This is a genomic window from Streptomyces sp. ADMS, from assembly GCF_033441795.1.
Classification (GTDB): domain Bacteria; phylum Actinomycetota; class Actinomycetes; order Streptomycetales; family Streptomycetaceae; genus Streptomyces.
In genome coordinates this window covers 1-14,427 of the sequence record NZ_JAVFVX010000148.1, presented here as the reverse complement: position 1 = coordinate 14,427, position 14,427 = coordinate 1, and the positions used below count along the sequence as shown (strand labels likewise).

At 72.0% G+C, this 14,427-nt stretch carries 10 protein-coding genes and 1 pseudogene; 5 read left to right on the top strand and 6 right to left on the bottom strand.

Annotation, left to right across the window (positions count from 1 at the left end; genetic code table 11):
- Positions 1-273: 273 nt before the first annotated feature.
- The 3 genes and pseudogenes from RB628_RS36240 to RB628_RS36230 all read right to left on the bottom strand — a co-directional run bounded on the left by RB628_RS36240 (position 274) and on the right by RB628_RS36230 (position 3,166).
- Positions 274-1,641 (bottom strand): phosphomannomutase/phosphoglucomutase, encoded by a 1,368-nt coding sequence (locus RB628_RS36240; protein ID WP_318324888.1) that lies wholly within the window; start codon positions 1,639-1,641, stop codon positions 274-276.
- Positions 1,642-1,693: 52 nt separating this feature from the next.
- A pseudogene (locus RB628_RS36235) lies at positions 1,694-2,337 on the bottom strand (L-lactate permease); the annotation flags it as partial.
- Positions 2,338-2,746: 409 nt separating this feature from the next.
- On the bottom strand, positions 2,747-3,166 hold the full coding sequence (locus RB628_RS36230) for a DUF3499 domain-containing protein (RefSeq protein WP_318324887.1): 420 nt from the start codon (positions 3,164-3,166) through the stop codon (positions 2,747-2,749).
- Between the two features lie 305 nt (positions 3,167-3,471).
- On the opposite strand from RB628_RS36230, the gene RB628_RS36225 reads away from it, so the two are divergent.
- Positions 3,472-3,921 (top strand): metallopeptidase family protein, encoded by a 450-nt coding sequence (locus RB628_RS36225; RefSeq protein ID WP_318324889.1) that lies wholly within the window; start codon positions 3,472-3,474, stop codon positions 3,919-3,921.
- A 58-nt stretch (positions 3,922-3,979) separates the two neighbouring features.
- Here the strand turns inward: RB628_RS36225 and RB628_RS36220 are convergent, their stop codons facing one another.
- From RB628_RS36220 to RB628_RS36210, 3 genes are all read right to left on the bottom strand, one after another.
- Positions 3,980-5,467 carry a DUF5719 family protein gene (locus tag RB628_RS36220; protein ID WP_318324886.1) on the bottom strand — a complete coding sequence of 496 codons (1,488 nt, stop codon included), beginning with the start codon at positions 5,465-5,467 and terminating at the stop codon, positions 3,980-3,982.
- A complete protein-coding gene (locus RB628_RS36215; protein WP_318324885.1) occupies positions 5,464-9,132 on the bottom strand; it encodes a glycosyltransferase in 3,669 nt (1,222 codons plus the stop codon). The genes RB628_RS36220 and RB628_RS36215 overlap by 4 nt, the downstream gene beginning before the upstream one ends.
- A 187-nt stretch (positions 9,133-9,319) precedes the next feature.
- Entirely contained in the window at positions 9,320-9,583 is a 264-nt protein-coding gene (locus tag RB628_RS36210) for a WhiB family transcriptional regulator (RefSeq protein WP_318324884.1), read from the bottom strand.
- A gap of 671 nt (positions 9,584-10,254) precedes the next feature.
- Between RB628_RS36210 and RB628_RS36205 the strand changes: the two genes are divergently transcribed.
- The 4 genes from RB628_RS36205 to RB628_RS36190 all read left to right on the top strand — a co-directional run bounded on the left by RB628_RS36205 (position 10,255) and on the right by RB628_RS36190 (position 14,307).
- On the top strand, positions 10,255-10,749 hold the full coding sequence (locus RB628_RS36205) for a cysteine dioxygenase family protein (RefSeq protein WP_318324883.1): 495 nt from the start codon (positions 10,255-10,257) through the stop codon (positions 10,747-10,749).
- 90 nt (positions 10,750-10,839) lie between these two features.
- Positions 10,840-11,799, top strand: a complete 960-nt coding sequence (gene cofD / locus RB628_RS36200) for a 2-phospho-L-lactate transferase (protein ID WP_318324882.1) — start codon at positions 10,840-10,842, stop codon at positions 11,797-11,799.
- On the top strand, positions 11,796-13,163 hold the full coding sequence (locus tag RB628_RS36195; protein WP_318324881.1) for a coenzyme F420-0:L-glutamate ligase: 1,368 nt from the start codon (positions 11,796-11,798) through the stop codon (positions 13,161-13,163). The genes cofD and RB628_RS36195 overlap by 4 nt, the downstream gene beginning before the upstream one ends.
- A 130-nt stretch (positions 13,164-13,293) precedes the next feature.
- Entirely contained in the window at positions 13,294-14,307 is a 1,014-nt protein-coding gene (locus RB628_RS36190) for a DNA-3-methyladenine glycosylase 2 family protein (protein WP_318324880.1), read from the top strand.
- Positions 14,308-14,427 lie beyond the last annotated feature (120 nt).

The following is a 14,427-nucleotide window of genomic DNA, read 5'->3' as shown; positions in this document are numbered from 1 at the left end:
CCCGCCGCCCCTACCCGTCCCATCCCGTACCTGGGGGCTGCGCCCCCAGACCCCCGCTACGGCCTGAACGGGCCTCGTCCTCAAACGCCGGACAGGCTGAGAGTGCCGGCCGGCGATTGGAGGTGCCCGGCCCGTACCGGAAATGCCTGTGTCGCTTGAGGGGTACCGCCTGGGCTGCAGCGGCGGGGGCCGGTGGGTGGGAAAGCTGCTGAGGTGCCTGGGCCTGGGCTGAAGAGGCCGTGCGGGCACCGGGGGCCGTGCAGCCCGGCAGGGTCAGGCTCGGATGATTGCCAGTACCTCGTCCCGTACCTTCGCCATCGTCCCCTCGTCCCGCGCCTCCGCGTTCAGGCGCAGCAGGGGTTCCGTGTTGGACGGGCGGACGTTGAACCACCAGTCCGTTGCCGCGACCGTCAGGCCGTCCAGTTCGTCGAGTTCGACGCCCTCCTGGCCCTGGTACGCCGACTTGATCGCGGCCAGGCGGGCCGTCTGGTCGGCCACCGTGGAGTTGATCTCGCCGGAGCCCGCGTAACGGTCGTACTGGGCCACCAGGGCCGACAGGGGGCCGTCCTGGCCGCCGAGCGCGGCGAGTACGTGCAGGGCGGCCAGCATGCCCGTGTCCGCGTTCCAGAAGTCCTTGAAGTAGTAGTGCGCGGAGTGTTCGCCGCCGAAGATCGCGCCCGTGCGTGCCATCTCCGCCTTGATGAAGGAGTGGCCCACGCGCGTGCGTACCGGTGTGCCGCCCTGTTCGCGGACGACCTCCGGGACCGACCATGACGTGATCAGGTTGTGGATGACCGTCCCGGAGCCGCCGTTGCGGGCCAGCTCGCGGGAGGCCACCAGGGCCGTGATCGCCGACGGCGAGACCGGGTCGCCGTGCTCGTCGACCACGAAACAGCGGTCCGCGTCGCCGTCGAAGGCGATGCCGAGGTCGGCGTTCTCTTCGCGGGCACGCTTCTGGAGGTCCACGAGGTTGGCCGGGTCGAGCGGGTTGGCCTCGTGGTTCGGAAACGTGCCGTCCAGCTCGAAGTACATGGGGACGAGGGTGAGGGGCAGGCCGGCGAAGACCGTCGGGACCGTGTGACCGCCCATGCCGTTGCCCGCGTCGACGACGACCTTCAGGGGGCGGATGGAGGCCAGGTCGACGAGTGAGCGGAGGTGCGCCGCGTAGTCCTCCAACGTGTCACGCTGCGTGATCGTTCCCGGCGTCACGGGCTTCTGCTCCGGGGTGCCCGCGTCCAGCCAGGATTCGATGAGTTCACGGATGTCGGCCAGGCCCGTGTCCTGACCGACCGGTGCGGCGCCCGCCCGGCACATCTTGATGCCGTTGTACTGGGCCGGGTTGTGCGAGGCGGTGAACATGGCGCCGGGCAGGTCGAACGCGCCCGAGGCGTAGTAGAGCTGGTCCGTGGAGCACAGTCCGATCTCGGTCACGTCGACGCCGCGTGCCGCCGCCCCGCGCGCGAAGGCCCGCGACAGACCGGGCGACGAGGGCCGCATGTCGTGCCCGGTCACGATCGCGTCCGCCCCCGTCACCTCGACGAAGGCAGCGCCGAACAGTTCCGCCAGCGGCTCGTCCCACTGGTCCGGGACCACTCCGCGTACGTCGTACGCCTTCACGAGCTGCGACAGATCTGCAGACACGGCCAGCCTTCCTGGGAGTCCTATCGGTCACCACAAACTACCCGGCCTCGCTGACACCCCAGGGCAGCACCTTCCGCAGCAGGTCTCCCTCATTGCCGGCGAGCCCCACGCCCGCGCACGCGATGGTCTGGGGCTGCGGCGAGATCGTCTTCCCCGGGCACCGCCCGAGCTGTTCGCGGCGGCGGGCAGTTCCGGAGACAGCCCGGACTGCCGCGCCGCCGTCATCTCACGGAGTGACCGATGGTGACTGCCTGCCCTGCGAGGTTCAGGGCAGGCGCGGAGGTCAGGTGAGTGGTGCGAACCGCAGGTCGCGCACAGTGGCCGCCCATTTCCTGACCGCCACGCGCGCTTGGCGGTCAGGGCGTACGGGGCGCAGGCGCGCAGGCCTTCGTGCGTGCGGTACGGGCATCAGGGCGCCCGCGCCGCCAACGCCCCGCCGATGTCGGCGGGTTGTGCGGGCATGTGGTGGGAGGCGGCGAACTGCTCGACGGCGAAGGCGAATCCGCGGGCGAGGGCGGGGACCCAAAGTCTCGCGCCGGCCACGTCGCCCACCGACGAGCCAGACGAGCACGAGGGGTACGACGAGTGCGGCGGGCCGGTGACTTGAGCGGGTGTCATGACCGGTGTGCCCATCGCCCCGAAGGCTGCGGGCGCCGTGTTGGCGACGAGGGCCACGACCGCCGCGCGCACCGGTTCGAGCCGAGCGCGGCGGGCACGCCCGAGCAGCGGTGCAGGATGTCGAAGTGCCGGGTGCGGACGGGCATCCGGTACGTCCACAGGACGTTGGCGACAACCCACAGGACGGGGCAGAGGCCGGGCACGGCCCCTTTGGGCGGCGCTGGAGAGAGTCTGGCCCACCGTTATGCCGCCCGCGAGGCAGGCGACCAGAGCGGCGGGCAGGAGGCCGAGCGACCCGGCGACGGGTTCCGGTTCCGTTACGTACGCGGGTGCCCCTGGATTCCGCGACGCGGAAAGCGGTTGCTCGGGGTGACTGGGTTGGTCAGGTCCGCAACGACCTCGCGTCAATGCGGGCGTGACCCACTCAATGAAGTCGCCGTACGGAAGTGCGAAGCGCGCGTGAACCCGAAAGCCCTTGGCCGCGAGCTCAGTTGTCCGGGGAGCGCAGCACCCGCAGATGTCCGCGTCGCGCGACCTCGCGCGGGTCCGCCATGCGGGCCCCGCCGGCCTCGGCCGCCCGCTCCGGCGGACGGGCCGCTTCACGGACCGCGTTGGCAAGCGCTTCCAGATCGTCTCCGCTGGGCCGCGCGGGGGCGGAGGAGTCGAGAAGCCGGACGACCTCCCAGCCACGCGGCGCGGTGAGGCGCTCGGAGTGCTCGGCGCACAGGTCGTAGCAGTGGGGTTCGGCGTAGGTGGCGAGGGGGCCGAGGACCGCGGTCGAGTCGGCGTAGACGTACGTCAGCGTCGCGACGGCGGGACGGCCGCAAGCGGTGCGCGAACAGCGACGTACAGGGCTCACGACGTTGGACGGTACCGCACTCCTGAGCGGGCCGCGACGACTCCCCACCGGGTCACTCCACCGTGTCGTGGTGTGAAACCGCCCACACGGACCATCTGGGACACCTCTTTGACCTGGGGCAACACGGGTTCACGAGCTACCGAACCACCCTGAATCCGATCACTACTTGGCATAAACCGCGCCAATTGCCATGAGATCGACGGTCCAGGAGGCATACGAAATCGAGCCCAACCTTGGCTGGAATGGTCATCCCGCGACATGTCGTCGGCAGGCCGTCCGGCCCCGGTCAGTGCCGATCGGTGCAGCGTGCCCGGCACCCGCGCGGCGGTCGCGGGGACTACGCTTCGTCAGTGATGGACAACCCCGTACCGCCCCGCGCCGCAGGCCCCGGGCCCCGCCGCCGTGATCGCCACGGCCGTGGCATGCGCGGCCCCGTGGCGCCGCCGCAGGTTCCGCTCTCCGCGAGCCGCGCCGAGGCGTTCGCGGATCTGGTGCAGGACTCCGTGGAGCGGCTGGAGCGGCGGTGGCCGCAGCTCGCGGACATCGACTTCCTCGTCCTCGATGTGCCGCGGCTCGAAGGTCCGCCCGAGGCGTGGGCCGACGAAGCAGTCCCTCTGGGGGGCACGATCGCCGCCCGCGAGGGTCACCCCGCGCGCGTGGTGATCTATCGCCGCCCGGTCGAGATCCGGACCAAGGGCCGCGACGAACGCGCGGCCCTTGTCCACGAAGTGGTGGTCGAGCAGGTCGCCGAGCTGCTGGGGCTCACCCCGGACACCGTGGATCCGCGGTACGGCGAGGACTGACGAGGACCGAAACCGACACCGGAGATCGCCTCCCGGGGCGATCTCCTCTGTCCGTCGATCACTTCTGCAGGACCGACAGATCCTGTTCCGCGTCCGGCACCGACACCGTCCCCCGGTCGTCAGGAAGCGTCTGGACCGTGAACGCCGGGATGCCGTTCGCCGGAGCCGCGAGGGTCCGGGAGCCGTAGACGGCTCCCCCGGAGACCCGCTCGACCGTCAGGGCGTACGTGCCCTTCAGGCCGGCCGGGACGGGGAGTTCGACGTCCTGGGTGGTGCCACCCTTGATCGTGTACGTCTTCGTCGCCGCCGTGCCGCCCTCGCTGCCCGCGGACGCCGTGACCTTGACCTGGGCGGCGCTGCCCGGGGCGGTCAGCGAGAGCGTGGTGCCCTTGGCGGTGTTGGCGACAGCCGTCGCACGCGCGGAGACCGGGCCCGTGGCCGGGATGAACGCGGTCTCCTGCTTGGCGCCGTTGCCGCGTACGACCTCCAGGGCGGCCACGAACGGCACCGAGGTGTCGGTCGGTGTGAGCACCAGGGAACCCGCCTCGCCGCGCGTGAGGTCGCCCAGGTCGACGGCGGCCGTCATGCCCGCCTTGATGTGCAGCGTCTCGTTGCCGGCCGGGGTGATCAGGCCGTTCGGGGAGGCGAGCCGCACCTTCAGGTCGGCGTCGCTCTCGCTGGGCGTGAAGGCGATCAGGCGTACGGAGGTGGCGTCCTTGGGGATGCCCGGCAGGACCAGGCTGCCCGCCGGTTCGGTGGACGCGCCCAGCCAGTCGCCGCCGGTCTTGGCGTCCAGTGCCTGGACGGCCGCGCCGACCCGGCCGCTGCGCACGCTCACGTGCACGGTGAGGTCGGCCTGCGGTCCGTCGGTCAGCGTGGACAGCAGGATCGGCTCGCTGCCGTGCGGCGGGACCGTGATGCCCTCGCCCACGTCGGACTTGAGGCTGCCGTCCTTGCCGTACAGCTCGATGTCGACGACCGCGGCGGAGTCGTCGGGGTTGGTCAGGTGCACGTAGTCCGTGCGGTCGGCCGCGGTGCTGGCACCCGGGAACCAGAACTCGGTGTCCGGGACGCCGCAGTTGAAGCCCAGCAGGCCGCGTCCGGTGCCCGCGGCCACCTCGGTCGTCTCCTGCACGGTCCAGCCCGGCGCGAACTTCCCCTCGGCGGTGCCGACCAGCGCGGGCGAGTCACCGCCCGAGGTGCCCCCGGTGACCGGTTTTCCGGGCTCCTCCGGGGTGAGGACGGGCTTGGCGGTCTTCGCCTTGCCGTTCGCGCCGGTGGCCGACTCCGGGGTGGCTGCTGCCAGTTCGGCCTTGCCGTCACTCCCGGTGCCCTCGGTGACGGGCGTGAAGGACGTGTACGTCGTCTCCGCGAGGTCGGAGGTGCTGGGAGTCGGGCAGAGCAGGCTCGTGCGCTCCACGGGCAGTTGGGCGGCGGCCTTGGCCGTGCCCGCGTCGGCCGCGTCCGGTGTGCTGAGCGAGGCGAACCCGGTGACGGCGGCGAGCGCGGCCGTGCCGGCGATCAGGGAGATGGTGGTGCGGTTCACTGCTGGCTCCCGTCGGGGCGCTCACCCTGCGGGTGGGGCTGTTGTGGCTGCGCCGGGTCGTACGCGGGGTCGTAACCCTGGGTGTACGTCTGGTCGTACGCCGTCGTCTGGGGCGAACCGCCGTACGCGTAGGGGTCGTACTGGCCGTTCTGGTATGGATCGCCCTGGTACGCCGGGTCGTAGGCGCCCGGCGGGTACTGCTGGGCGTTCTGGTACTGGTCGGCGCTGTAGCCGTCGTACTGGGTGCCCGCGTAGGCCGCGGTGTTCCATTCGTCGCCGTACGGCTGCTGCTGCGGGACCGCGGCCGGGGTCTCCTCCGGCGGAGGAGGAGTGTCCGAGGGGAACTCGGCCTGTCCGTCGGCCTGTTCGCTCTGGTCGGCCTCCGCCTGGGCGCGCAGGCGGCGGGCACGGCGGCCCTCGCCGGTGGTGGCCTGGGCGGGGATCTCGCGCTCTTCCTCCGGAAGGTCGTCGTCGACGTCCCGGCGGCGGCCCGGCAGGGCCATGACGACGAGGACGACGGCGAGCGCGCCCTGCGTCCACAGCCAGGCGGTGTGTCCGATCGGGGTGTCGAAGTGGACGTCCAGCTTCCCTCCGGAGGAGGGAAGCTCGAAGCCCTGGGCCCAGCCGTCGAGGGTGGCGGGGGTGAGGGGTTTGCCGTCCAGGGTGGCCGTCCATGCCTCGTCGACGGAGTCGGCGAGGCGCAGGACTCGGCTGCCCGAGCCGGCCGGGATCGTGGTGTGGATGTCGACGGGGCCCGCGGCGATGGGCTGCGGGTCGCCGGAGCCGGACGCCGGGACGATGGCGGCGCGCGAGACCTGCCGGTCGACACGCCACAGTGCGCCGCCGTCCTGCTGGCTGAGCCTGCTCAGGCCGGGCGTGGCATCCAGGACACGGCTGATCTGTCGGGGTGCACCCTTGTGGACGAGGACGTAGCGCACGGCGAAGTCACCGAGTTCGTCGGCCTGGTCGGCGCCGGAACCCGCGACGAGGTTGGCGACGACCTTGTCGAGGAGGGCGTTCTCACCACTCTGGGCCGCGAGTTCACCGTCGCCGAGGCGGGCGCCGGAGCCACGGACGAGGGTGTAGCCGACGCGGGCGGTGGAGTCGCTGGCCAGGACCAGGGTGCGGGCCTGGTCGCGGGTGCCGCTCTCCTCGGCGACGAACGCGGGCACCTGGACGGGGTCGCGCCGCTCCAGGGGGCCGTCGGCGCCGCGGATCATCCAGCCGGCGGCGAGGAGCAGCGGGCCCGCGGCGGCGGCGAACGCGATCAGCGCGGCGACGGGCTGGCGCCAGCCGAAGCTCTGCTCGGCCACGCGCGAGCGTGCCCCGTCGGCGCCGAGCGCGGCGGCGGCCAGCAGGGCGAGGCCGTAGACGAGGGTGGCGGGTCCGGCCCACGCCGAACTGTTGGAGAGGACCGCGAAGACAAGCGCGACGAGGGCGACCGCCCAGGCGGTCCAGATCCCGAACTGACGCTCCGTGCGCAGCAGGGCGGCCAGCGCGGCCAGCACGACGCCGATGAGCATCAGCGCGCTGACCGTGCCGGGGCCGCCGGGACTGGCGCTGAGGAGTTCGAGGGCGGTGGCGGCGCCGGAGCCGTACTCCAGACCGGCTTCCTGGAAGAAGCCGAACGGGAGAAGGGACAGCGACCAGGGCGCGAGGACCAGCAGCGGTACGCCGAGCTGAGCCAGGAAGCGGATCGTGTACGCGGTGATCTCGCCTCGCCGTACGACGAGGAGCGCGAGGCCGAGCAGCAGGGCGATGGGCCACACGATCGGCGTGAAGGCGGTGGTGATCGTGAGCAGCAGCGTGTACGCCCACGTGGCGCGCCAGCTGCCGCGCGCCCCTGACGGGTGTGTCAGGCCGCTCGCCGCGATGGCCGCGCGGGCCATCAGCGGCAGGAGGACGGCGAGTACGGCGGTGCCGATCCGGCCGCCCGCGAGGGCGCCGGTGGCGGCGGGCAGGAAGGCGTAGACGACGGCCGCCCACGCGCGCAGGAGCCGCGATTCGACGAGCGGGCGGGAGGCGAAGTACGCGGTGAAGCCGGCCAGCGGCACCGAGGCGACCAGCAGGACGGTGACCGCGAGGTTTGCCGAGCCGAACAGCGTGGAGGCGAGCATCGCGACGAGCGCCAGATAGGGCGGCGCCGACGAGGTGTCGCCCACGCCCACCGGATGCCAGGCGTCCAGGTAACGCGCCCAGAGTTCGGCGGAGTCGGCCGGGGCGGGCAGCAGCGCGCCGCCCGCGAGGGCGCCGCCGCCGAGCAGTTCGCGGCAGGCGACGAGCGAGACGAGCAGGAGTGCGAGGAAGAGCACCGGGCCGGGCTTGCGGGCGATGCGCTTGAGACGGACGAACTGCTCGACCTCCAGGAAGTCGGCGTCGTCACCGCCGGGTCCTGACTCGACCGCGCCGCCGTGCCGGCCCGCGCCGGAGGTGACCTCGGGGTCGGAGCGGCCGCCGAGCTCGCCGGCGGCCTGTTCGATGGTGGCCCGCACGGTCGCGCCGGGTGGCGGGAACAGCGCCCGCAGCTCACCCTTGTCGACCTGCGGAACGCCTCTGCGGCGGCGCCCGGCGATGATCCGCTCGGGTCGCAGCAGGGTGCCCAGGAGGCCGCGGATCTCGTCCACGGCCTGTCCGGGGACCTTGCCGACCAGATACGCCACCGTGCGCAGCATCGTGCCGAGGACCACGCGCAGCAGCACCCAGGGCAACTGGGCCGTACGGCTGTTGACGAGCAGGGTGTAGACGGCGCCGGCCTTGTCGACCTTGTGCGGGGACGCGGAGGTGCGGCCCACGCAGTCGACGGTGCGGCGCTCGCGGGAGGACGCCTCGGCGTGCCGTACGACCGCCTCGGGGGCGACGAGGACACGGTGGCCGGCGGCGGTGGCTCGCCAGCACAGGTCGACGTCGTCGCGCATCAGGGGCAGCCTGCGGTCGAAGCCGCCGAGTTCCTCGAAGATGTCGCGGCGGACGAGCATGCCGGCGGTGGACACGGACAGCACCGGGCGGACGTGGTCGTGCTGGCCCTGGTCCTGTTCGCGGCGGTCCAGACCGGTCCAGCGGCGGCCGGAGTTGGCGATGGTGACGCCGACTTCGAGGAGCTGCCTGCGGTCGTACCAGCCGCGCAGCTTGGGGCCGACGACCGCGATGTCGTCCCCCCGGCCCAGCTCGTGCTCGGTCTCCACGACCCGCAGCAACTGGGCCAGGGCGTCCGGGTCGGGGGCGCAGTCGTCGTGCAGCAGCCAGAGCCATTGCACCGGTTCCCCGTGGGGGAGCTCCGGCATGTCGTACGCGTCGTCGCGCCAGGTGCGGGTGACGGGGTCCCAGCCGCTGGGGCGCTTCAGGTACGTCAGCTCGTCCGGGGTGAGGACGGGCGCGGTGCGGTTGGCCTCCTCGACGGCCTGGCCGAAGCCGGTGCGGCGGGCGAGGTGCAGGACGCGGTCGGCGCCGAGGGCGTCGGTGACCAGCTGGGCGGAGTCGTCCGCGCTGCCGGTGTCGGCCGCCATGGCGTTCTGCACCGGGCGCTCCTGGCCGAGCAGCCCGGCGAGCGCCTCGGGCAGCCAGCGGGCGCCGTCGTGGGAGACGAGCACCGCGGTCACCACGTGACGCGGGAACTCAGGCGTGGCGGCATTGCCGTGGTCGGCTGCCGTGTGGCTGTGCGCGGACATCGAGGTACGGGCCCCGGTTCGGTGGACTGTGGTGGACGCCTGTGCCCTCTGTGAGCGGCGGGACGTCTCGGACGAGCAGCCACACTATCGGCTGGGCAGCAAAGCGGCCCGCCGCCTGTGGACAACCACCCGCGACGGGCCGCTCGTAGCGTTGTGCTGCGTTGCGTGGAACCCGGTGCTCTACGCCTCAGACCGCTGCCTTCTTCAGACGGCGGCGTTCGCGTTCGGACAGGCCGCCCCAGATACCGAAGCGTTCGTCGTTCTCGAGGGCGTACTCAAGGCACTCGGAACGGACCTCGCATGCGAGGCAGACCTTCTTGGCCTCGCGGGTCGATCCGCCCTTCTCGGGAAAGAAGGACTCGGGATCGGTCTGGGCGCACAGCGCGCGCTCCTGCCAGCCGAGTTCCTCGTCCGCGTCGTCGACCAGCAGTTGCTGCACCGTCTCGGTCATGTGCGCCCCTCGTCCGTCTTTCGCGTCCCCGTGAGGTTGCCGTCAACCGATATGGGCCGAACGACACGAGTGAAATTACAAGTGTGCTGCTCCGGGCGAGTCAAGCCGAGATCTGCTATTGGGCCCCTTATTCACTCTGCGGAACCAAGGCCATGCGGAAAGTGTTCAAATCGGCATAAACCTCGACAGACAGAGGAGGCCCCGGAGGACGACCGCCCCCGCACAGGAGCCTGTACGGGAGAAGACGCCCAGGAGTTCGATCTCGTTCCGAGAACCGTGCGCCTGGTTGTGCGCCATGTGTCCCGCGGGCGCACGAACAAACCTTTCACCTGGGAGATGAACCGGATGAGGTGAAACATGTCCCACATAGTGGGTGCCGAGTTGACAGTGAAGGTGTGAACCGATGTCCTTGTGGGCATGCTCGCGAACTTGGCACTCACCTCGACCCGCCCCGCGCGGTCCCTCGGTGCTGCCCGTGCTCGCTGTAGCTGTTGTTGCTGTTCCAGCTGTTGAGCCCAACGCGCTCCGGCCGCCCTTGAGTCCACCGCGACTCGGCTGCTGTTTCCCCAAGCCCACACCAGGGCGACGCCTTTCCCGCCCGTGACCCGGGCGGACGGTACGCGACACCCAGCCGGCCCCCACACTTCTCCCGCCGAGGAACACCGCACTCCATGAACAGCGACAGCGACCTCCAGATCGCAGGCGACATCCTCGAAGTACCGCACCTCCTCCAGGCCCCGCGCGAGCACCCGGCCACCGTCGCCGACTTCGTCGGCCTGGCCCGCAGCGTCGCCGCGGACCGCTCCCAGTGGGAGCACCTCGTCCAGTACGACGCCACCTCACGCTGGTACTACCGGCTGCGCACCGGCCCCGGCTACGAGGTGTGGCTGCTGTCCTGGGTCCCGGGCCAGGGCAGCGGACTGCACGACCACGGGGGCTCGTCGGGCGTCCTCACGGTCCTGGACGGACAGCTGACCGAGCGGACGGAGCGCGGCACGCGCGCGTTGCCGGCGGGGGCGCAGCGGGTGTTCGCTCCGGGGTACGTCCACGAGGTGGTCAACGACGCACTCGAACCGGCCGTGAGCCTGCACGTCTACTACCCGGGCCTGACGGAGATGCCGATGCACGCGGCGCGCTGCGCCCCGTCGGCGGCCGTGGCCGGCTGAGACTCCCCCGTGACTGTCTGAGACCGGGCTCTTCGCCGGCCTCGGCGACCGGCCGACGCGTTGTCGTACCCGCCTGCAAGACTTGTCCGTATGCGCATTGTGGTTCTGGCAGGCGGCATCGGCGGTGCCCGGTTCCTGCGCGGCCTTCAGCGGGCCGTGCCGGACGCGGACATCACCGTCATCGGCAACACCGGGGACGACATTCACCTCTTCGGGCTGAAGGTCTGCCCCGACCTCGACACGGTGATGTACACCCTCGGCGGCGGCATCAACGAGGAGCAGGGCTGGGGGCGGACCGACGAGACCTTCCATCTGAAGGAGGAGCTCGCGGCGTACGGCGTCGGGCCGGAGTGGTTCGGTCTCGGCGACCGGGACTTCGCGACGCACATCGTGCGGACGCAGATGCTCGGCGCGGGCTATCCGCTGAGCGCCGTCACGGAGGCGCTGTGCGACCGGTGGAAGCCCGGGGTGCGGCTCATCCCGATGTCCGACGACCGTGTGGAGACGCATGTCGCCGTCGAGATCGACGGGGAGCGCAAGGCCGTCCACTTCCAGGAGTACTGGGTACGGCTGCGGGCCTCCGTTCCGGCCGAGGCCATCGTGCCGGTCGGCGCGGAGCAGGCGAAGCCGGCGCCGGGGGTCCTGGAGGCGATCGGCGACGCCGACGTGATCCTCTTCCCGCCCTCCAACCCGGTCGTGTCCGTCGGCACGATCCTGGCGGTGCCCGGGATCCGCGAGGCGATCGCCGAGGCAGGGGTGCCCGTGGTGGGCCTCTCCCCCATCGTCGGGGACGCGCCCGTGCGCGGGATGGCCGACAAGGTGCTCGCGGCGGTCGGCGTCGAGGCCACGGCCGCGGCGGTCGCCGAGCACTACGGCTCGGGGCTGCTGGACGGCTGGCTCGTCGACACCGTCGACGCCGGTGTGGTGGAGCGGGTGGAGACGGCGGGCATCCGCTGCCGTGCCGTGCCGCTGATGATGACGGACGTGGAGGCGTCGGCGCAGATGGCGCGCGCGGCCCTCGCGCTGGCCGAGGAGGTGCGGAGCGTATGAGCGGCGGAGTTTTCGACGAGTGTGGCGGGGGCGGGGACCCGACCCCTGCGGGTGCCGCTGAGCAGCCCGAGTATCGGGTCTGGGCCGTGGGTGGACTGCCCGAGGTGCAACAGGGGGACCATCTCGCGAAGCTCATCGCCGCCGCCGAGCCCGAGCTGCGCGACGGGGATGTGCTGCTCGTCACCTCGAAGATCGTGTCCAAGGCCGAGGGGCGTGTCGTCCGGGCCGCGGACCGGGAGGCCGCCATCGACGCCGAGACCGTGCGGGTCGTCGCCCGGCGCGGGGCACTGCGGATCGTGGAGAACCGGCAGGGGCTGGTGATGGCCGCGGCCGGCGTCGACGCCTCCAACACGCCTTCCGGGACGGTGCTGCTGCTGCCCGAGGATCCCGACGCGTCCGCGCGGGCGGTCCGGGACGGGCTGAGGGACGTGCTGGGCGTCAACGTCGGGGTCGTCGTGACCGACACCTTCGGGCGCCCCTGGCGCGCGGGGCTCACGGACGTGGCGATCGGCGCCGCGGGCGTGCGCGTGCTCGACGATCTGCGCGGGGGCACGGACGCGTACGGCAATCCGTTGTCCGCCACCGTCGTGGCGACCGCCGATGAGCTGGCCGCCGCCGGGGACCTGGTCAAGGGCAAGGCTTCGGGGCTGCCCGTCGCCGTCGTACGCGGGCTGACGCAGGTGGTGGCCGAGGGCGATGACGAGGGGGCGGGGGCTCGGGCCCTGGTGCGCGACGCCCGCGACGACATGTTCCGTCTCGGTACGTCGGAGGCCGTACGGGAGGCGGTGACCCAGCGGCGTACGGTGCGGGCCTTCACGGCCGAACCCGTCGACCCCGGTGCGGTACGGCGGGCGGTCGCCGCCGCCGTGACCGCGCCCGCTCCTCATCACACGACGCCGTGGCGCTTCGTACTGCTGGAGTCGGAGCGGTCGCGGACCGAACTGCTCGATGCGATGCGGGACGCCTGGATCGCGGATCTACGGCGGGACGGGAAGAGTGAGGCGTCCATCGAGAAGCGGGTGCGACGGGGTGAGGTGCTGCGGGGCGCGCCGTATCTCGTGGTGCCCTGTCTGGTGATGGACGGGTCGCACACGTACGGGGACGCGCGGCGGGACGGCGCCGAGCGGGAGATGTTCGTGGTCGCGACCGGGGCCGGGGTGCAGAACTTCCTCGTCGCGCTAGCCGGGGAGCGGCTCGGGTCGGCGTGGGTGTCGTCGACGATGTTCTGCCGGGACGTCGTGCGGGAGGTGCTGGGGCTGCCCGCGGGGTGGGATCCGATGGGGACGGTCGCGGTCGGGCATCCGGCGGAGGCGCCGCGGGCTCGGGTGGATCGGGATGCGGGGGCGTTCATCGAGGTGCGGTGAACTTGTCGGGGGTGGAGGTGTGGGGAGAGGCTAGGGGTCTGGGGGTGGCAGACTCCCCCGTAGGGGCTTTTGGTCTTTTTGGGTCGGTTCGTTTTTCGGGCTCCTTTTTCATGTGCTGGGAGCGGTTTTCGTGCCAGGTCGGTTCGCTCCGCGGCCCACTCGTACGACCGTGCGGGGTGGGCATGTCGCCGTGCCCGGTGGGGTGCCCAGGCAGGCTGTCGCGCCGGGGCGGAGCCGGACCTGGGTGCCCGGGGTTCCTCTCGACCTCGGGCTGGTGCTGGGGCCGTTGCGGCGAGGGCCGGGCGACCCCACGTTCCGGGCGGCGCCCGACGGGTCCGTGTGGCGGACCAGCCGTACGCCTGCCGGGCCCGGGACGCTGCGGGTCGCGCTGCGCGACGGGGTTGTCCGGGGGGAGGCGTGGGGGCCCGGGGCCGAGTGGCTGCTGGATCGGTTGCCCGAGTTGCTGGGGGCGGCCGACGATCCCGACGCGTTCACGCCCCGGCACCGGATTGTCGCGCTCGCCCGGCATCGGCGGCCGGGGTTGCGGCTGACTCGGACCGGGCTGGTCATGGAGTCGCTGATTCCGTCCGTGCTGGAGCAGAAGGTCACGACCGATGAGGCTTATCGGGCGTGGCGGTTGCTCGTACGGAAGTTCGGGGAGCCTGCGCCGGGGCCCGCGGGTGAGGTTGCGGCACGAGGGCTGTTCGTTGTGCCCGCGGCGCGGGACTGGGCGCTGATTCCGTCCTGGGAGTGGCATCGGGCCGGGGTCGACAACAAGCGGGCGTCGACGATTCTGCGGGCGGTTCGGGTCGCGGGGCGGCTGGAGGAGGCTGTGGCGCTGGAGCCGGAGCGGGCGCGGGCGCGTTTGGAGGTGGTTCCCGGGGTGGGGCCGTGGACATCTGCGGAGGTTGTGCAGCGGAGTCATGGGGCGGCGGACGCGGTGACGGTCGGGGACCTGCATCTGCCGGGGATCGTGGGGTTCGCGCTGGCGGGGGACCGGGATGCGGATGATGAGGTGATGTTGTCGTTGCTGGAGCCGTATGCGGGGCAGCGCCATCGGGCGGCTCGGTTGATTCTGCTGAGTGGGCGTACGCCGGGAAGGCGGGGGCCGCGGATGCGCAAGGGGGATATCGGGCGGTTGTGAGGAGGGGGCGGTGCGTGGGCGGTGCGTGTTTCGCCCCCGCCGCCCCTACCCGTCCCATCCCGTTTCTGGGGGCTGCGCCCCCAGACCCCCTACGGCCCTGAACGGGCCTTGTCCTCAAAC